The organism is Bacillus sp. 22483 (assembly GCF_052044605.1).
In the GTDB taxonomy this organism is placed as follows: Bacteria; Bacillota; Bacilli; order Bacillales; family Bacillaceae; genus Bacillus; species Bacillus altitudinis.
The window spans coordinates 509,415-528,131 of sequence record NZ_JBQENU010000001.1; the positions used below are offsets into that span (position 1 = coordinate 509,415).

Consider the following 18,717-nt stretch of genomic DNA (forward strand, 5'->3'; position numbering starts at 1 on the left):
TCAGCCTTTTACTAACCGCCTTTCATAAAGAAGAAAAGACTTCATGAGAAATACTCATGAAGTCTTTTGAAATGTCACTGTTTACAAAAGCTCTTTCGGCTGATTTTTTTGATATTCTACTGCATAGAGAGCGGCCTGAGTTCGATCTGCCAGCTCTAACTTTGATAACACATGAGACACGTGAGTTTTCACAGTCTTTTCAGAAATAAAAAGCGATGAGGCAATTTCTTTGTTACTTTTCCCTTTCGCGATTTCAAATAAGACATCACGTTCTCTATTGGTCAGTTCGTTCATCAATGCCCATTTCTGCTCTTTAGGTTCAGTTAGATGCTGGACGAGAAACGTCGTAATATGACCGTCTAATTGATACGTACCATTTTGCACCTCAATCATTGTCGTGAGAAGCTTTTCAGGTGCTACATCCTTGAGCTGATAAGCCTTCGCTCCCGCTTGGATAGCAGGGATCACATAGTCCTTATCTGCATAGCTTGTCAGAATGACAATGCGGACATCCGGCATATCCAGCGTCATTTGCTTTGTCGCCTCAATCCCATTCATTACAGGCATAGAAAGATCCATCAAGACAATGTCAGGCTTTGTCTGCCTCACTACCTGTAGTGCCTCTTCTCCATTGGATGCTTCACCAACGATGTCCACATCTGGCTGGGTTTGCAAGAAAAAGACCAGTCCTTTTCGGACAATGTGATGATCATCTGCAATAACTACCCTCATGACAATCCCTTCCTTTCTTGAGAAAATGGTACTTTCACATCAATCGTCGTTCCCTTACCTAGCTCAGAATTGATGCAAAATGTACCTCCTGCTCTTCGGATACGGTCAGCCATCCCTTTCAGCCCAAATGAAGGAAGACTCATTTGTTCATCATACTGAAATCCCTTTCCCTGATCGATGATTTTCATACCAAACGTATCTCCTGATTGCTCCAGTTTGACCTCTACTTTCTCAACGCCCGCATGCTTTTGGCAATTATTTAGAGCTTCTTGGCATACACGAAATAAGGTTTCGTGCTTTGAATGATCTATTTCCATACAGCCTGATAAAGACAATGAACAATTTAGACCTAAAAGCTGTGCATACTCTTCAATCGCTGTCGTAAATCCTTTTTCAAGCCCTTTTGGTCTTAACTGCCAGATGAGTGATCGCATTTCAATGAGGGCATCTTGTGATAAATGCTGAATAAAATCAATCATTTCACCTAATTTTTGATCACTTGTCATTTGACGCGCTGCCTTTGCAGTCAAACTCACGGAAAACAGCATTTGATTCACAGAATCGTGTAAATCCTGCGCAAGTCGGTTTCGTTCTTCTAAAAGTGCATGCTGCTGCTCATTTTGCACAAGCTTCATGCGCTGAATAGCCGTACCAATTTGCAGTGCAATACTTTCAAGCAGATTCAGCTCCTCCTGTGTAAATGTGACCTTCCCTTTTGCCGCCACATTTAATAAGCCAAACGTACGCTTACATGCTTGGAGCGGAACGGTTGCATGATGGGTAATTCCTTCTGTATCTCCAAGCTTTTGCTCAATCGCCGTTTCAATCCGTTTACAATTGATGATATTGGTAGCTGATTGCAGTGAGCCTTTCGTGTAGCGGTTGATGCAATAGCAATCGTCTTGACACATCAATTGCTTTCGATCCTTTGCCAGCGCTTCAGGTAAGCATACTTCTGCCATTAGTTCATACGATCCGTCTTCTTCTATAAAATAAATCCATGCTGTTTGAAAGCCTGTCACTTCCATAAGCATATGAAGCACTTCATGAAGCGTTTCCTTCATTTCCATCCCTTCATTTAGCTTTTCAGCAATTTCTTTTAACGTTTTTAATGTTTTGACTTTTTCTTGGTAATCTCCCATCGTGTGTACCCCCGGCTTTTACTGCCTCTCTTATCAATATGTTGATTATACCATGAGCATCTGTGCGGCCCTTTCTCAAAAAGGATGATTTTTTCTCATCCTTTTGACTGAGAAAAAGCCATCATGCATGACATGATGGCTTTGTGATATTTTATTTAGCTGTTTCTTCCACAATGTCATAGACGACTTTCATGACTTCTTCTGATAAGTGTTTCAGCTTTTCTTCGCTGTCTGTTAACGATGTGCCTTTGACTGCAATATAAAATTTGACTTTAGGCTCCGTACCAGAAGGTCGTAAACAAAACCATGAGCCATCTTCAAGGAAATATTTCAGGACGTTTGATGCCGGCAGATGAATCGTTTCTTCTTTCTTTTCAGCCACAAGGTGCCTTTGACTTGATTGATAATCCTCAATGACCGTAATGCGCTGACCGGCGATAGAAGCTGGCGGGTTTGATCTAAAGGTATGAAGAATAGCAGAAATCTGCTCTGCTCCTACTTTCCCCTTTAAGGTTAATGACTTTAACCCTTCTCTGTAAAATCCAAATTCCTTAAAAATATCAACAAGCGCATCATATAATGACTTGCCTTGTTTCTTATAAAAGGCTGCGACTTCAACTGCTAATAACGCCGCTTGAACTGCATCTTTATCTCGTGCAAAATCACCGATCAAATAGCCGTAGCTTTCTTCATAGCCAAATTGAAACGTGTATTCTCCGCTTTCCTCGAACTGCTTGATTTTTTCTCCGATAAATTTAAAGCCAGTGAGCGTATCAATCGTGTCAGCTCCAAATGCTGAGGCAACAGCACGCCCAAGCTCACTTGTCACAATCGTTTTCATCACAACGGGGCGAGGCGGCAGCTGACCTAGTTTTTGTTTTTCAGATAATAAATAATGAAGTAGTAAGGCGCCTGTTTGGTTGCCGGTCAAAACGGTAAATTCACCATCATGATTTTTCACAGCGATACCTAATCGATCTGCATCTGGATCTGTCGCAATCAAAATATCAGCATTTTGCTTTTCGCCAAGCTTGATGGCGTATTCAAAAGCGGCATGCTCCTCTGGATTTGGAGACGTAACCGTCGAGAATTGCGGATCTGGTTTTTCCTGTTCAGGTACAACCGTCACATGCTTATAACCAAAGGCCTGAAGTCCGTTTCGGACAGGTTTATTCGCCGTCCCATGAAGCGGGGTAAACACCACTTTGACATCGACTTCTTTTGCAAGCTCAGGGTGCACACGAATCGTTTTTAATTTTTCCATATACGCTTGATCGATTTCTTCACCAATCATGCGGATCAAACCATTTTGCTTCAATACTTCTTCTGATTCCACTGAAATGGCTAATTCATTTTCGATGGCATCTACTTCTTTAATGACTTGATCTGCTTCAAATGGGGGCATTTGGCCTCCATCTTCTCCATAAACTTTATAGCCATTATATTCTGGCGGATTGTGACTTGCTGTCACAACAATCCCTGCAAAAGCATTCAGTTCTCGAACTGCAAAAGAGAGTTCTGGTGTCGGACGCAGTTCGTCAAATACGTATGTTTGAATGCCACTCGAAGCAAGTGTTTTGGCCGCTTCCATCGCAAATTCAGGAGATTTATGGCGTGAATCATAGGCAATGGCGACGCCTCTTTTTTTTGCATCCTCTCCATGTGCTGCAATATACGCAGCAAGACCAGCAGATGCTTTTCGAACAGTGTAAACATTCATTCGGTTCGTTCCAGCACCAATTTCTCCGCGCATTCCTCCAGTACCAAACTCAAGGTTTTTGTAGAAGCAGTCTTCAAGCGCTTGATGATCATCTTGATGTGCCTCCAGCCATTCCCTTAGTTCAGTATCCAGGTGCTTCTCATTGATCCAACGCTCATAATTCGTATTCCAACTCATGGTCGTCCTCCCAGCTCTTATCATCAATAAAATAACATCTACTGTTATTTTATATGGAATTATCCTTCATGTCATGTTATATCATGAACATATGAAAAAACGATGAACAAAATAAAAAAAGCCGATACACGATCGGCTTTTTACTTATTCAGCATCAAGCGGTACGACTGCTTCATGGAATAGTCGGTCTAATTCAGTTTGATGTTTCTGTTTTGTCGCTTCATCCCAGCCAAAACGATCTGCCATATAGTCAACAACAGGCTGTGCATACGTTTTTGCCCAATTGATATTAAATAATAGGCTGCCTGTTCTTCTCAAAAAGAAATCGACAGGTGTAACAGCCAATTCTTCTTCGATCGCATAGACAAGTTCAGCCAACACATATGCGGGAATATTTCGTTTGTCTGCTTCCCCTTGAAGCTGCTCCACACGCTTGAAGACATTGCTGACGTTTGAGCCATATTTCTCAGCTAATTTTTGTGCAATCGGTTCTGTCAAACCAACGGATGCTCCTTCTGCCGTTTTCGCTTGAACAAAGGATGCCATATTTTTTGAACCGCCTACATGCCCGCCTGAAATTGGCATATGTTTCGTTTTACATGGTCCGAAATCTTTTCCAGTTTCCTCTTTAAGTCCATCACGTACAAGATTCACAATGTGTTCAGCCATTTTACGGTAACCTGTTAATTTACCGCCAGCAATCGTGATTAAGCCTGAAGATGATGTCCATACCTCATCCTTACGAGAAATTTCTGAAGGATCTTTGCCTTCTTCATGAATGAGTGGACGAAGACCAGCCCAGTTAGATTCAACGTCTTTCTCTGTAATATGAAGATCTGGGAACATATATTGAATGGCTTTGATCACGTAATCACGATCTGCTTTTGTCATACGCGGATGTTCCAGCTGTTTTTTGTACACTGTATCTGTTGTACCAACGTACGTTTTGCCTTCTCTTGGAATCGCAAAGACCATCCGTTTATCAGGTGTGTCAAAGTAGATTGCTTGTTTTAATGGGAAAACAGATTGGTCAAATACTAAGTGAATTCCTTTTGTATGTTGTAAATGTTTCCCCTCTTTTGAGTGGTCCTTGTCTCTTAGCTGATCGACCCATGGACCTGTCGCATTGACGATTTTTTTCGCATATACATCGTATGTTTTCTGTGTTGTGACATCTTCAATGACAACACCGACAACTTTGCCTTTATCATAAATAAATTCTTTTACTTTCGCATAGTTGACCGCTTCTGCCCCGAATTTCACAGCCTCTTTCATGACTTCAATTGTCAGGCGTGCATCATCTGTACGGTATTCAACATAGTAGCCCCCACCTTTTAAGCCATCCTTTTTCACAAGTGGTTCTTTTGCAAGTGTCTCTTTTGCACTTAGCATACTTCTACGTTCACTATGCTTAACGCCAGCTAAAAAGTCATATACTCTAAGTCCGATTGAAGTTGAAAACTTACCGAATGTCCCGCCTTTATGCATCGGGAGAAGCATCCATTCTGGCGTTGTCACATGAGGACCGTTTTCGTAAACGATGGCACGCTCTTTACCGACCTCTGCGACCATTTTCACTTCAAATTGTTTTAAATAACGAAGTCCGCCGTGTACAAGTTTCGTTGAGCGGCTAGACGTACCTGCTGCGAAGTCCTGCATTTCCGCAAGACCGACACGCATTCCGCGTGAAGCCGCATCAAGTGCTGTACCAGCGCCAGTAATACCCCCACCAATGATAAACACATCATATGGTTTTTTTGTCATGTCCTGAAGCATTTGTTCTCTTTCTAAGCTAGAAAAAGTCATCTCTTGTTCCTCCCATGTTGTACGGTAAAGAAAAAGAGACCGCAAACACCCAAAGCGTATTTCTACACTTCGGTGCTTGCGGTCTCTCCAGTTCTCCAACCGTTCTATTAACTTACTTGAAGTATACCATACTTTTTGTTTATTTGAAAGCTTGAGCTGCTTTTACAGCCTTTTTCCACCCGCTGTATAACGAGTCACGGCTGTCTTCTTCCATTTTAGGTTCAAAGCGCTTGTCAAGGTTCCATTGTTTTGCAATGTCTGAACGGTCGTTCCAGAAGCCAACTGCAATTCCCGCAAGATAGGCCGCACCGAGTGCCGTCGTTTCATTAATTTCTGGACGTTCTACTGGTACATCGAGCAAATCACTTTGGAAGCCCATTAAGAAATCATTCTTTACAGCCCCGCCATCGACGCGCAATGTTTTAAGTGAGATGTTTGAATCTTTTTCCATCGCATCTAAAACATCTTTCGTTTGATAAGCAAGTGATTCTAACGTTGCACGAACAAAGTGCTCTTTAGAAGTACCGCGTGTTAAACCGAATACAGCGCCTCGGACATCACTATCCCAGTATGGTGTGCCTAAACCAACGAATGCTGGTACGACATATACGCCGTCTGTTGACTCAACGCGCTTAGCATAAGCTTCACTGTCTTTTGAGTCTTTAAACATTCTAAGTCCATCACGCAGCCACTGGATCGCTGAGCCAGCAACGAAAATACTTCCTTCTAAAGCATATTCAACTTTGCCGTCAATGCCCCATGCAATCGTCGTTAACAATCCATGATCCGACTTAATTGCTTTTTCCCCTGTATTCATCAACATGAAACATCCTGTACCATATGTGTTCTTCGCCATTCCTTCTTCAAAGCAAGCCTGGCCGAATAACGCAGACTGCTGATCTCCTGCCGCTCCTGCAATCGGAATATTTTTACCGAAGAAGTGATAGTCTGTTGTTTCACCATAAATGTGTGATGATGGTTTGACGTCTGGCAGCATGGAAGCTGGAACACCTAAGATATCAAGTAGTTCTTCATCCCATTTCAGATCGTAAATATTGAACATTAACGTTCTTGATGCATTCGAATAATCTGTCACGTGTGATTGCCCGCCAGTCATTTTCCAAATGAGCCATGTATCAATTGTGCCAAACAGCAAGTCACCATTTTCTGCTTTCTCACGAGCACCTTCGACATTGTCTAAAATCCATTTCACTTTAGTACCTGAGAAATAAGCATCAATGAGTAGACCCGTTTTATTTCTAAACGTTTCATCGTGCCCTTGCGCTTTTAGCTCATCACATATACCAGATGTTTGTCGTGACTGCCAAACAATTGCATTGTAAACGGGTGCGCCTGTATGTTTATCCCAAACGACAGCTGTCTCACGCTGGTTCGTAATTCCGATACCGGCGATTTGATCTGCTTCAATTCCTGATTCGATTAAAGCAGTTGAAATAACTGATAGAACAGAGCTCCAAATTTCATTTGCATTGTGTTCTACCCAGCCTGGGTTCGGAAAATATTGATTGAATTCCTTCTGAGCTGTATGGGCAATTTTACCTTCTTGATTAAATAAGATCGCTCTTGAGCTTGTTGTCCCTTGATCTAATGCGAGAATATATTTTTCTTTTGCCATGGTGTTTTCCTCCCCTTACATACTTTCATTGACAGCATTTGTCTGGTTTTTTGTAGAAACATAGAGTCCTAACAATACCACAACTAAAATAACGCTTACAATCCAAAAGGCTGGTGTGACGTTCGCTTTAAAGGCTGCATTATAGAAAACACCGCCAAATGCACCGCCCAAAATTGGACCAACAACAGGAACCCAAGCATATTTCCAATTTGATGGACCTTTACCTGGAATCGGCAGAATAGCATGTGCGATTCTTGGACCTAAATCACGTGCAGGGTTAATTGCGTAACCAGTTGTACCACCTAATGAAAGACCAATTGCGACAATTAAGAAACCAACAATCAGCGGATTGACTCCGTCTGCAAATTTATTTGCACCAATCGCTAAAATTCCTACCACCAATACAAATGTACCAATGACTTCACTGAGCACGTTTGCAAAAGTATGCGGAATTGCAGGACCAGTAGAGAATACGCCTAGTTTTGCACCTGGATCGTCTGTCGCTTTCCAGTGTGGTAAGTAATGTAAGAAGACAATGATAGCTCCGAGTAATGCGCCAAGCATTTGACCGACAATATACATTGGAACATCAGCCCAAGGAAAACTTCCTTCTAATGCAAGACCTATTGTCAGCGCCGGGTTTAAATGTGCACCGCTGATTCCTCCAGTGGCATAAGCTGCAATCGCTACTGCAAATCCCCATCCGAAAGCGATTACAATCCAGCCGGACTGGTAAGCGAGCGATTTCTTTAAACTGACTGCCGCACACACACCGCCTCCGAAAATAATAAGAAGCATTGTACCAACGACTTCACCCCAAAATGGTGTCATGAAAAATTCCTCCTCTGGTTCAGTTGCCATCCCCTATAAATGTGTAGAAAAGATAAAGAAAAAAGATCCACAACAAACATACTTTACATCAGGGTCATTTGTCACCTAGTAAAGCGTCGTTGTGGATCTCCGTTTCTCCATCACATGATATTAACTTAGTGCTATAGTAACAGAGGATGAAAACGTTGTCAATCAATTTTCACATTTTATCTTTTTCACTTTTGGAACGCTTTCCAAAGCTCTGTATTCGATGTGGTGACAGCTGTCGCCCCTGCTGCAAGTGCCCTTTCTACATCTTCTTTTGTTCGAATAAACCCTCCTGCAAATATTGGTATTCCAGCTCTTTCGCGCACTTCTGTAATTAAATCTGGCACGACACCCGGCAATACTTCAATAAAATCCGGACGATGTTTCCCGACAAACTCCATGCTTTTTTCCATCGCACTTGTATCAAGTAAAAACATTCGCTGGATGGCATATACCTTTTTCTGCTTGGCTTTTACTATGACAGAAGACCTAGTAGAAATAATGCCAGCTGGTTTCATTTCCTGACAAATAAATTCCGTTCCGTACTCATCATGTTTGATTCCGTGAATGAGATCGACATGGACAAACATTTTTTTATGATGCGCATTCGCCTCATTCATGATGCCCTTAAGCCGCCCTAAGTGAACATCTAGTAAGACCCCATATATAAATGGACTTTTTAAAAATTCCTCAAATTGCTTCATATTGCGAACAGCAGGTAGAATGGGTTGATCATGAAAACTCATATGCCGTCTCCTTCTCGTGTGTATTGGTTCTATCTTCTCCTTACAGTAATAGAATTGCATGTTTTTTTCAATACACCTAGTGTGCCCATTGACCATTCAGCCTAGCAGATCGATCAAAACCTGATCCTTTCAGGGCATAGAAAAAAGCAGAGAAATCTCTCTGCTATAATTGTGCCATGCTTTCTTTTAAAGTATGAATAATGAATGAGGCGTCTTCATCAGTGATATTTAGCGGTGGTGCGAGCTGTGCCACGTTATTATAACCAGCCACTGTATCGCCATTTTTCCCGATGATCAATCCTCGCTTTTTACATTCTGTAATCAATTGACCGACTACACTTGGATCAGCTGGCTTTTTTGACGCCTGATCCTGCACAAGCTCAATCCCAAACAGCAGGCCTTTTCCTCTCACATCACCGACAAATGGATGCTCTTTTAACTCTTGCAAACGTTCGAGCATGTCTTGGCCAAGCGTGCCTGACCGCTCCACTAATTGTTCGTTTTCCATGATTTCTAGGTTAGCAAGCGCAACCGCACAGGAAGCAGGGTGACCGCCAAATGTATTCACATGCCGTAGCCTGTCATACGTATCTTCTCCTGCATATGCTTCATAAATGTCTCGTTTCACGCACGTTGCAGATAGCGGTAAATATCCACTTGTGATCCCTTTTGCCATGGTGATGATATCTGGCTTCACTTCCTCATGCATAAATCCAAACCGCTTTCCTGTCCGGCCAAAGCCGCATATCACTTCATCCACAATGAGGAGCGCCCCATGATCTTCACAGATTTCTTTCACCTTCTTCAAATATCCTTTTGGCGGCATTAAGATACCGCCTCCTGTAATCATCGGCTCCATGATGACGCCAGCAATGGTCTCACTTAATTCCCACGTCATCGCTTGATCGATTGCATCAGCACTTGCCAAGCTCTCTTGATCTTCAGGATGCCGGTACATATCAGGCGGTGCGACATGGATAAACCCCTGCCCTAACGGTTCATATTTGTACTTACGCTGCGCTTGACCCGTTGCGGCTAGTGCTGCTGCTGTGTTGCCATGATACGATCGATATCGGGAAATAAATTTTGTGCGTGTACTCTCTCCCTTTTGCGCATGATATTGTTTGGCAATCTTAAATGCCGCTTCATTCGCTTCAGAACCACTGTTAGAAAAGACGATCACATAGCCCCCGCCTAGCCATTCATTGAGCTTCTCAGCCAGCTGAATCGCTGGCACATGGCTTTGTGTCAGTGGGTAGTAAGGCATCGTATTTAATTGCTTATACGCCGCTTCTGCAAGCTCTTTACGTCCATATCCGGCATTTACACACCATAGTCCTGACATCCCGTCTAAATAGCGATTTCCATGAATATCTGTCACCCATGCGCCTTCTGCCTCATGAATCACCATACTTTCATTTTCTTTGTTTGTCCCTTTCATATGATGCCAAATGAACTGATCATCTTTCGCCTGAAGATCTTGTGCGTTATGTGTTTTCATCTTCCCACGCCCCCATGTATCCGTTTTCATCATCAAAGAAGCTTAAACCGGTCCTGCATATGACCTCTCCATTCATTATATGGATAAAAGTGAGGCATATGAAACTGAAACAAGACCGCCCGTGTCGTTACTCTCATTATAAAAAAGGGGCCAGACACATTACATTAGACAGATCGTCAACTGATTGAAAAGAACCATGAGACACTCTACTTGATCCCTTGGCAAATCTAACATATACCGTTAATGGCGATTCCCCTGTAAAAATTCATAAGCAAGGATCGCAAATTCAAGCGCTTGACGTTTTGGCGCTTGCATCATATCCTCACCAAGTAAAGCATGAAGCTTATCCAATCTGTGATAAAGCGTCTGCCTCACAATATAGAGCTGGCTTGCGGTTTCTTTTTTAGAACCGTTTGTCTGTAAAAAGATATTCAGCGTCTGATAGAGCCTGCCGCTATTTTGTTTATCATATAAAATCACCGGCTCTAAATACTCTTTCACCATGCATTCTAATAACCCGCTTTCTTTCATGACAGGCATCAACCGAAGCATATGTAAATCTTGATAAAATGGGCTTTTTATCCGTTGCGGCATCACTTTCTTTAAATGCAGCACTTCTTTCGCTGCTTGAAAACTTTTTCTCATGTACTGAAATTGCTCACAATATGAACCGATTCCATAATTGATGACTGCCTCGCCGGGCTTCTCACGGTCATATAATTGCGTGATGTCGTTTGCCGCTTTTTCTGCACGCTCTTTCCAGTCCTCAACTTTTCTTGTATTCAATAAAATAAATAAGGTTTGTCCTTGATGCTCGTACACAATCAAATAGAAACCAGCACGCTGAAAAATAGAACGGCAAGAGACAAGAAAATAAAGATTCCCTGCGATTTCTTCTATTTGGTGGTTTTTTTGAAAGAGCATCACCACACAGCCGGTCGGTTTTTTCAGTCCTTCTGTTTCCTCAAGGTGTTCTATGATTTCTCTTTCTGTATGCTCTTCATGAAACCATTTTTGCAGCCATTCATTCTCTTTTGTCTTCTTCAGCTCTTCTGTATACAGCTCTCTTAAAGTTTGCTGGGCAAGGGCATTCGCTCCTTTATCCATCACAAGCAGTTCAAATTCCGAGAGCGTGTTCGATTGATGAATGAGGACGAGGTCTGCAAAGGTTTGTTTGAGTGCAAGGACTTGTTTTTGCGTCACTTCATATCCTTTTGGTAATGAAGCATATTGCAAATAATTCATCACCAGCTCTTCTGTTTGTTTGGAAGAATCACATAAAATAATCGGCTCACCTTGAACAGGGATCAGCAGTAGTATCCCTCTCACATGCTGATACACTTGATCCAAAATATCCATCTGCGGATGAGGAGTTAGTAAAAGCTCATTCAACTTGGACGACAGTGTTTCTAAATCTGCCATCATCTGATACTGACGCTCAATCATCATCGTATGGAGATGCTGTGTAATATTGACGAACTTCACTTCTTTTGTAAACAGAATAAGCGGAAAATCACGTTCTTCTGCATAAATAATCAGTTCTTCCGGTACATCAAACCGGAGCGGTACAAATTCAATACATAGTCCAGCCGCACCTGAGTCAATCAACTGCCTTAAAAACGCCTGAAAGACTTCCAATTGATCATGGAAGCCTGCGGCCGTCGTTAAGATCAGCTCGCCTCCGTTTAACAAATCCTCTACAGCAGGCACTTCAAGTACATGTACCCATTTTACCTGCCGAAACAATCCCTTTTCCCCAGCTAACACTTTCGCATGCGTAAAATGCTTCGTTTTTAACACATCACTTACTTGAAAATGAACATCTACATTCATTCATAAGTCCCCCTTTGTTTGCCGTCCCCTATCCCAGAGGGTGCATGGATAAAATCCATAATAAAACAGGTAAAGTCACAATACTTAAAATCGTACTGAGAAACGTCGTGCTTGAGACAAACTCAGGCTTCGTTCGAAATTGCACAGCCATCAGCGTTGTATTCGCCGCTGTCGGCATCGCTGCAACTAAAATCATAATTTGTTTCACCAAATCATCTACAGGTAAAATAAGTGTAAAACCAAAGGCGATGAGTGGTGAGATAAACAGCTTCAGCAACACCGCATAGGAAATATTGCGATAATCCACTTGCTTAAAAGAAATCACTGCGAGCTGCATACCTAAAATCAGCATAATCGTTGGTATCGCTGCATCCCCGACCAGCTGAACACCTGTCATAAGCTCTTTAGGTAATGAAAGGTCAATGAGCTGAAATAATAGACCAAGAAGAGCCCCGTAAGCAACCGGCATACGCAGCACTTTTTTTAGAACGACCTTCAAGTCTCCCGCGTCCTCTCCACCTTTTGCTGCATAATACATGCCGATCGTACTCATGACGAGCTGCTGAAGGACCATTAGCACAATCGCAATATCTAAACCAGCTGCTCCAAAAACAAGAAGGACAACAGGCGTGCCGTAATTTCCATTATTCATAAATGCTGATGACAAAATCATGGCACAATACGTTTCATTCGAATACCCGTAAATTCGAGATAAAATGAAGACACATAAAACAAGTGAAAGACAAAGCCCTACGACAAATATAGATAAGTACACATAGTCCATCGATACTTTATTTTGATAAAAGGTTTCAAACGCAAGAAATGGTGACATTAAATATAAAGACATTGATGAGAGCGTATGTATATCAAAACCAATTGTCTTCTGCCCAATATACCCTATAAGGAATATGCCGAACACTGGCATTAAGACAAGTAAAAACTCCATGCAGCACCTACTTTTCTCTAGATGAATTCCTTATTTTTTACCCTCTTATCATACCACTGATCATCAATAAAAAAGAAGCACCCTTATGAAAGGTCGCTTCTCTCCTCATCCATATAAAACACTTCCCATAAATGACCATCACGATCCTGAAAGCTCCAGCCATACATGAAATCATGGTCTTGTTTTTCCTTAAACGGTGAACCACCAGCTGCGATCGCACGCTCCACAAGCTCATCAACCTCTTCCCTCGTCTCGACCTGTAAAGAAATAATGACCTCTGCCCCATTTCTGGCATCTACCAATTCCTTCTCTGAAATGGATTGGAAATGCTTAAGTGATAACAGCATGACTGTGATCGTCTCATTCATCACAAAACAAGCAGCATGTTCATTCGTCAGTTCTTGTTGAAAGTCAAAACCTAGCTGTTCAAAGAAATCCTTTGACTCATTTACATGCTTAACCGGCAAATTGATATACAGATGTTTAGATTGTCGCCCCATATCCCTCTCCCTTTGTAAAACATCATTTCCATTCAGTATATTCGTCTTTTCATTTGGCATCCCTTTGTCGCATGAAAAAATAAGCGGTAAGCCCCATTACCTTATTTTAACAAAAATGTATAATAAATCTCGTGCACAATACTAAATGAACTAGGAGGTTTTCTTAATGAAAACAATCGCAAAATCTTTGATGCTCTCCACCTCTGTCCTTTTATTCGCTTCACCTATTACACAAACAGCTGATGCTGCATCTATTCAAACGAAGCAGGTGACAGCAGAAAGTGATTTTCAGCTTCCTTCAACAACAGACACCATTAAACAAAACATCGAACAATCTTTCCAAAAACAAGAAAAGTGGCTACAAAAATTAGAAGTGATTGCCGGACAAGAAAAACGTGAACAATTTGAACAGTTTTTCAACCAGCATGTAGGACCTGATTTAAAAAATCTTTTAGAAGAGTCTGATCTTACATGGAAACAAGTAGAAAAAACGATTTATCAATCTCTTGTTAAATCAGACGTTCCATTTTTAGCTGCCAAAAGCATTGCCCATTTTGCTACAGTGGCATTAAAGAAAATGTAAACATACAGAAAAGCGCCTCGCATAACTGCGGGGCGCTTGTTTTGGTTATTTCTTATATTCAATATGGTACACGTCTCTTCTTCGGTCTTTCAGCTGACGAACCGTCCCATCTTGACGCTGCCTTCTTAATATTTCTAAGTCGACATCACCGACAACCACCATTTCAATATTCGGGTTGCATTCTCCTACAATGCCATCTCTTGCGAATTCAAAATCAGATGGTGCAAAGATGGCTGATTGTGCATATTGGACATCCATGTTTTCTGTTTGCGGAAGGTTTCCGACCGTTCCAGAAATGACCGTATATATCTGATTTTCAACCGCTCTCGCCTGCGCACAGTAACGCACACGTAAATAGCCTTGACGGTCTTCTGTACAGAATGGAGTGAAAATAATTTTCGCTCCTTTGTCAGCTGCAATTCGAGCAAGCTCAGGGAATTCAATATCGTAGCAAATTTGGATCGCAATTTTACCGCAGTCCGTATCAAATACCCGGACTTGGTCACCAGCTGAAATCCCCCACCATTTTCTTTCATTCGGCGTGATATGCAGCTTATATTGCTTTTCAATCGTTCCATCACGTCTAAATAAATAGGCGATATTATAGATTTTCCCTTCCTCTTCAACGAAATGAGAACCACCGATGATATTAATGTTGTACTTGACCGAGAGATCTGTAAACAAATTGATGTAGTCCTCGGTATATTCTGTGATCCGCTGCACTGCTAGACTTGGTGATCTCTCTTCTAAATATGACATAAGCTGCGTTGTAAAGATTTCCGGGAAAACGGCAAAGTCAGCTGACGCATCTGATGCCACATCCACGTAATACTCCACTTGATTCATAAACTCTTCAAAGGAATGAATTTGCTTCATTGCATATTGAATGACACAAATACGTACTGGGAACGCCGATTTATAATATCTTTTCGATTGCGGGCGATAATCGACATTGTTCCATTCCATTAGCGTTGCGTACGTGCTGGAAGCTTTATCATCCGGCAAGTAATTCGGATTGATCCGCATCAGGCTAAATTCATTTAACAGCTGAAAAGATAGCACAGGATCATAAATTTGGTGCAGCATAACTTGCTCTACATATTGGCGAGGCGTCATTTCCTCTTGATATTTATGATAATTCGGGATACGTCCGCCAATAATGATGCTTTTTAAATTTAATCTTCTCGCTAAGTCTTTTCTTGCTTCGTATAAACGATGACCGATTTTCATCCGGCGGTACTCAGGACTGACCATTACTTCAATTCCGTACATATTCATCCCATCTGGATTATGGTTTGTGATATATCCATCATCTGTGATGTCCTGCCATGTGTGACGATCATCGTATTCATCAAAGTTAATTAATAAACTTGAACATGAGCCAATAATTTCTCCCTCGAATTCCGCACAGAACTGACCTTCTGGGAAATGTTCAAGGTGGCTTTCAAGGTGCTCTTTTTTCCAAGGGTCCATGCCTGGAAAGCATACCTCTTGCAATGCAATGATTCGGTCGATATCTTCTTCTCTAATATTTCGAATCACCATTCTTTTTTCAAATCGCGTTAAATCTAGTTTTTCTGCCATGATGTATTGCCCCCTTACTGATCCTCTTTTTCAAGCTGATGGAATAGCTGGAGCAATTCGATTTCAGCCATGGATTCTAATCTCGCATCATATTCTTCAAACTGCAGTGTGCTCGTCACTTTATTTGGCACGATGACACATTTCATACCCGCTCGTTTGGCAGCGATTGACCCATTCACAGAGTCCTCAAATGCCACGCAATCTTTTGGCTCAACGCCTAAGCATTGTGCGGTTTGCAAATAAAGTTCTGGGTGAGGTTTCACTTCTTCCACATCGTCTGACGTGCGGATACATTCGAAGTAATCGAAAAGTCCAATTTTTTTCAGGTGATCAGACACCCATTTATAATCTGAGCTGGAAGCAAGTCCAATCTTAATTCCAAGCTCCTTTGCCGCTTCTAAATAAGCTTCTACACCAGGTCTTGCTGCTTCGTCCTTCATTCTCTTTTGAAAACGTGAACGCCGGTCTTCTGTGAGTGCCTCATGATCTAATGTCTTTCCTAACTGCTCTTCCAAGTATTCAAAAGGCTTAAAACCTGCCTGCGTTCCAATCACATTTCCCCATACAGACAGAGGCAGCTCCGATTCATGCTCCGCAAACATTTCCTGCAGAACCTCATATTCATGTGTTTCTGTATCTAAAATTAATCCATCAAAATCAAATATAATCGCCTTTACCAAAGAGGCCACTCCTTTTTTCCGAAAGTCTGAAATATCTTCCATACTGCTATCATATCGTGAATAAAATTGACTTTCAAAGATGAATGTCTGCTAAAATGATTATGTATAAAAGGAGCCTGCATCGTTTTGTCAGGCTCCTGTCATGTTCGATTCTTTCTGCAAGAGATCCAAGCGCTCCGATTCGTGGAGAATAGACATTGTTGAAAAAGAGCGGAATTGGTATTACAGATCTTGAAGGTTTCTCCGTTCCCTTAAAAATAGTATGTGCGACGACCTTGTAAGTTAACAAGGAAGTTCACACCAACTTTTACGCATTTTGAAGGTGACGGCCTGCAAAATCATCTAAATCAAACGGGAAAGAAAAGCCGCACGCATTAATTTGTTCACGGTTGAGTTCAAATAACTCACGATCTCGTTTTGTGATATGTCGCTTCGGCTTTAAAATAATGGTATGTAATAGCTGAAGACCTGATAAGATACGAAAAGCATCATCCATTGTCCCGTTATACACACCATCAATGAATGTAAGCGGGGGTTGTTTTTCCTGCGCTTCTCCATTGACAGAATGGGATAAAAGATCTTCAATTTCCTTTGATACTTCTTCAATTGCCTGCTCTTGAAGGTCTGTCGCAGCTTTCATTAATCTCACGTGGCATCTACCTCTCTGTCGTTATTACTCCATTCAGAATAGCACAGAAAAAAAGTCATTCGCTAAGGTAAGTGTTTCCTATATATACCCAAAGAGAGGACGAATATCATGATCATAAAAGGACACACGCTCTCCCTAAAAGTAGGTGAGCATCAAAATGGCAATTCCTTAAGTCAATTTTTAAAAGACGAAGTGTCTGCCTCTAAACCGATTATCCATTTTTGGATGGAGCACCAAAAAGTCCGTCTCAATCAAAAACCTGCCCACCATGCTGCAAAAGTGAGTACAGGTGATCAGATTCTCATTGATTTATTTGAGACGGAAGAAAGTGATGTGACGCCAGAATACGGTGAATTAGAGGTACTCTTTGAAGACGAGCATTTATTAGTTGTCCAAAAGCCTGCTGGAAGGCCGACGCATCCAAATGAAAAAGGACAAACAGGTACGCTGGCGAACCTAGTCGCTTTCCATTTTCAAGCAAATGGAGAAGAAAAGCGGGTCAGACATATACATAGGCTGGATCAAGACACAAGCGGCACCGTTATTTTTGCCAAACACAGGTTGGCACATGCTGTACTCGATCAAATGCTTTCAAAAAAAGCGATTAACAGAACGTATCTTGCCATCGCACAAGGACTGTTTAAGAAAAAGAAAGGAACGATCCAAGCAGCCATTGGACGTGATAAACACCATGCCGTCAGAAGGAGGGTTTCTCCTACTGGTCAAAGCGCCAAGACTCATTATGAGGTCTTCCATCTCAATAAACGTTTACAGATGACGGCCGTTAAGCTTCGATTAGAAACAGGCAGAACGCATCAAATTCGGGTCCATCTTAGCAGTCTCGGGCATCCTTTAGCTGGCGATACATTATATGGCGGGAAGCGTGACCTGATAAACAGATGCGCCCTTCATGCCAAACAAGTAGACATGAACCATCCATTCACAGGTGAAAAGCTGACGATAGAAGCACCGCTTCCACCTGATATGGCTGAATTAATGGACAATATGTAGAAAAAGAGCCTGATCATACAGGCTCTTTTGACGTTAGACAGATGCTCTTTTCGCATAAATAATGTACCGCTCTGGTGCATTGCCGACAAAATGAAATGGATAGCATGTGGTTAACACAAGCTCTTCTTTTTTATTTTGTAAGGTAATAATGGATGTATCATGCTGATCCACAATTTTCGTATGCGTAATTTCATAAACAAACTCACCATACGGTACAGTGATTTTCAGCTGATCCCCAATATCCAGTTCACCAGTCCGGCGGAAGACCGTATCCCTGTGTCCCGACAAAACGATTTGTCCATTTTGATCAGGGTAATAACTGCCTTTATAATGACCGACGCCTTTGGCAAGGTCGTCCGCATCTGTCCCTTCAACAATCGGCAAATCGGCTTTTAATTTCGGAATGGTCAGGATGCCAGAGGCTTTCCCCATTTCAGGTGAAAATTTTTCCTTCGTCATCCCTTGATCAGTTTCTACGACCTTTTTTGCTTCCTCTAAAGAATGTGCTGTTTGTAGGTGAGTAGAAGCCATTTGCCAGATTCCCCAGCCAAGCACCACAATTCCCGCTGACATGACAATCACTGCAAGCCATTTTTTCATGCGTTAACTCCTT

At 41.9% G+C, this 18,717-nt stretch carries 17 protein-coding genes; 2 read left to right on the forward strand and 15 right to left on the reverse strand.

The genetic code is table 11. The annotated features are described in order from the left end of the window. Nucleotides 1-81: 81 nt before the first annotated feature. From ACTJJQ_RS02605 to ACTJJQ_RS02655, 11 genes are all read right to left on the reverse strand, one after another. Nucleotides 82-732 carry a response regulator gene (locus ACTJJQ_RS02605; RefSeq protein ID WP_277687824.1) on the reverse strand — a complete coding sequence of 217 codons (651 nt, stop codon included), beginning with the start codon at nt 730-732 and terminating at the stop codon, nt 82-84. Continuing rightward, the gene (locus ACTJJQ_RS02610) at nt 729-1,874 is read right to left on the reverse strand and encodes a GAF domain-containing sensor histidine kinase (protein ID WP_406886431.1); all 1,146 of its coding nucleotides are present in this window, start codon (nt 1,872-1,874) and stop codon (nt 729-731) included. The genes ACTJJQ_RS02605 and ACTJJQ_RS02610 overlap by 4 nt, the downstream gene beginning before the upstream one ends. A 151-nt stretch (nt 1,875-2,025) precedes the next feature. Further along, nucleotides 2,026-3,771: a phospho-sugar mutase gene (locus ACTJJQ_RS02615; protein ID WP_096881181.1), complete on the reverse strand. Its 1,746-nt coding sequence runs from the start codon at nt 3,769-3,771 to the stop codon at nt 2,026-2,028. Nucleotides 3,772-3,915: 144 nt separating this feature from the next. Further along, nucleotides 3,916-5,577 carry a glycerol-3-phosphate dehydrogenase gene (gene glpD / locus ACTJJQ_RS02620; RefSeq protein WP_039169256.1) on the reverse strand — a complete coding sequence of 554 codons (1,662 nt, stop codon included), beginning with the start codon at nt 5,575-5,577 and terminating at the stop codon, nt 3,916-3,918. Nucleotides 5,578-5,716: 139 nt separating this feature from the next. Beyond that, the gene (gene glpK, locus ACTJJQ_RS02625; RefSeq protein WP_374998527.1) at nt 5,717-7,213 is read right to left on the reverse strand and encodes a glycerol kinase GlpK; all 1,497 of its coding nucleotides are present in this window, start codon (nt 7,211-7,213) and stop codon (nt 5,717-5,719) included. Nucleotides 7,214-7,228: 15 nt separating this feature from the next. After that, complete coding sequence (locus tag ACTJJQ_RS02630) at nt 7,229-8,044, reverse strand: MIP/aquaporin family protein (protein WP_008349011.1); 816 nt, start codon at nt 8,042-8,044, stop codon at nt 7,229-7,231. 215 nt (nt 8,045-8,259) lie between these two features. Beyond that, nucleotides 8,260-8,817 carry a glycerol-3-phosphate responsive antiterminator gene (locus tag ACTJJQ_RS02635; protein ID WP_142154601.1) on the reverse strand — a complete coding sequence of 186 codons (558 nt, stop codon included), beginning with the start codon at nt 8,815-8,817 and terminating at the stop codon, nt 8,260-8,262. 163 nt (nt 8,818-8,980) lie between these two features. Next, nucleotides 8,981-10,318, reverse strand: coding sequence for an aspartate aminotransferase family protein (locus ACTJJQ_RS02640; protein ID WP_236810342.1), 1,338 nt, complete (start codon nt 10,316-10,318; stop codon nt 8,981-8,983). Nucleotides 10,319-10,558: 240 nt separating this feature from the next. Further along, nucleotides 10,559-12,151, reverse strand: a complete 1,593-nt coding sequence (locus tag ACTJJQ_RS02645; RefSeq protein ID WP_236810341.1) for a PucR family transcriptional regulator — start codon at nt 12,149-12,151, stop codon at nt 10,559-10,561. Between the two features lie 28 nt (nt 12,152-12,179). Next, nucleotides 12,180-13,097, reverse strand: a complete 918-nt coding sequence (locus ACTJJQ_RS02650; RefSeq protein ID WP_007497064.1) for an AEC family transporter — start codon at nt 13,095-13,097, stop codon at nt 12,180-12,182. Nucleotides 13,098-13,180: 83 nt separating this feature from the next. After that, nucleotides 13,181-13,597: a VOC family protein gene (locus ACTJJQ_RS02655; RefSeq protein WP_039169250.1), complete on the reverse strand. Its 417-nt coding sequence runs from the start codon at nt 13,595-13,597 to the stop codon at nt 13,181-13,183. A 166-nt stretch (nt 13,598-13,763) separates the two neighbouring features. On the opposite strand from ACTJJQ_RS02655, the gene ACTJJQ_RS02660 reads away from it, so the two are divergent. Beyond that, the gene (locus ACTJJQ_RS02660; protein ID WP_046343052.1) at nt 13,764-14,180 is read left to right on the forward strand and encodes a hypothetical protein; all 417 of its coding nucleotides are present in this window, start codon (nt 13,764-13,766) and stop codon (nt 14,178-14,180) included. Between the two features lie 45 nt (nt 14,181-14,225). Here ACTJJQ_RS02660 and ACTJJQ_RS02665 read toward each other — a convergent pair whose 3' ends face one another. From ACTJJQ_RS02665 to ACTJJQ_RS02675, 3 genes are all read right to left on the reverse strand, one after another. Next, a complete protein-coding gene (locus tag ACTJJQ_RS02665) occupies nt 14,226-15,764 on the reverse strand; it encodes a bifunctional GNAT family N-acetyltransferase/carbon-nitrogen hydrolase family protein (RefSeq protein ID WP_007497061.1) in 1,539 nt (512 codons plus the stop codon). A 14-nt stretch (nt 15,765-15,778) separates the two neighbouring features. After that, nucleotides 15,779-16,444: an HAD family hydrolase gene (locus ACTJJQ_RS02670; protein WP_017360360.1), complete on the reverse strand. Its 666-nt coding sequence runs from the start codon at nt 16,442-16,444 to the stop codon at nt 15,779-15,781. 307 nt (nt 16,445-16,751) lie between these two features. Further along, nucleotides 16,752-17,093, reverse strand: coding sequence for a DUF5365 family protein (locus ACTJJQ_RS02675; RefSeq protein ID WP_048003243.1), 342 nt, complete (start codon nt 17,091-17,093; stop codon nt 16,752-16,754). A gap of 108 nt (nt 17,094-17,201) precedes the next feature. Between ACTJJQ_RS02675 and ACTJJQ_RS02680 the strand changes: the two genes are divergently transcribed. Next, the gene (locus ACTJJQ_RS02680) at nt 17,202-18,104 is read left to right on the forward strand and encodes an RluA family pseudouridine synthase (RefSeq protein WP_048003244.1); all 903 of its coding nucleotides are present in this window, start codon (nt 17,202-17,204) and stop codon (nt 18,102-18,104) included. Between the two features lie 33 nt (nt 18,105-18,137). Here ACTJJQ_RS02680 and ACTJJQ_RS02685 read toward each other — a convergent pair whose 3' ends face one another. Next, nucleotides 18,138-18,704: a class D sortase gene (locus ACTJJQ_RS02685; RefSeq protein ID WP_024719945.1), complete on the reverse strand. Its 567-nt coding sequence runs from the start codon at nt 18,702-18,704 to the stop codon at nt 18,138-18,140. Nucleotides 18,705-18,717: the final 13 nt, after the last annotated feature.

Excerpts from the sequence above, each read along its gene's own strand:
- ACTJJQ_RS02605 (WP_277687824.1), bottom strand. The coding sequence starts at position 732 with ATGAGGGTAGTTATTGCAGATGATCATCACATTGTCCGAAAAGGACTG.
- ACTJJQ_RS02610 (WP_406886431.1), bottom strand. The coding sequence starts at position 1,874 with ATGGGAGATTACCAAGAAAAAGTCAAAACATTAAAAACGTTAAAAGAA.
- ACTJJQ_RS02615 (WP_096881181.1), bottom strand. The coding sequence starts at position 3,771 with ATGAGTTGGAATACGAATTATGAGCGTTGGATCAATGAGAAGCACCTG.
- glpD (WP_039169256.1), bottom strand. The coding sequence starts at position 5,577 with ATGACTTTTTCTAGCTTAGAAAGAGAACAAATGCTTCAGGACATGACA.
- glpK (WP_374998527.1), bottom strand. The coding sequence starts at position 7,213 with ATGGCAAAAGAAAAATATATTCTCGCATTAGATCAAGGGACAACAAGC.
- ACTJJQ_RS02630 (WP_008349011.1), bottom strand. The coding sequence starts at position 8,044 with ATGACACCATTTTGGGGTGAAGTCGTTGGTACAATGCTTCTTATTATT.
- ACTJJQ_RS02635 (WP_142154601.1), bottom strand. The coding sequence starts at position 8,817 with ATGAGTTTTCATGATCAACCCATTCTACCTGCTGTTCGCAATATGAAG.
- ACTJJQ_RS02640 (WP_236810342.1), bottom strand. The coding sequence starts at position 10,318 with ATGAAAACACATAACGCACAAGATCTTCAGGCGAAAGATGATCAGTTC.
- ACTJJQ_RS02645 (WP_236810341.1), bottom strand. The coding sequence starts at position 12,151 with ATGAATGTAGATGTTCATTTTCAAGTAAGTGATGTGTTAAAAACGAAG.
- ACTJJQ_RS02650 (WP_007497064.1), bottom strand. The coding sequence starts at position 13,097 with ATGGAGTTTTTACTTGTCTTAATGCCAGTGTTCGGCATATTCCTTATA.
- ACTJJQ_RS02655 (WP_039169250.1), bottom strand. The coding sequence starts at position 13,597 with ATGGGGCGACAATCTAAACATCTGTATATCAATTTGCCGGTTAAGCAT.
- ACTJJQ_RS02660 (WP_046343052.1), top strand. The coding sequence starts at position 13,764 with ATGAAAACAATCGCAAAATCTTTGATGCTCTCCACCTCTGTCCTTTTA.
- ACTJJQ_RS02665 (WP_007497061.1), bottom strand. The coding sequence starts at position 15,764 with ATGGCAGAAAAACTAGATTTAACGCGATTTGAAAAAAGAATGGTGATT.
- ACTJJQ_RS02680 (WP_048003244.1), top strand. The coding sequence starts at position 17,202 with ATGATCATAAAAGGACACACGCTCTCCCTAAAAGTAGGTGAGCATCAA.
- ACTJJQ_RS02685 (WP_024719945.1), bottom strand. The coding sequence starts at position 18,704 with ATGAAAAAATGGCTTGCAGTGATTGTCATGTCAGCGGGAATTGTGGTG.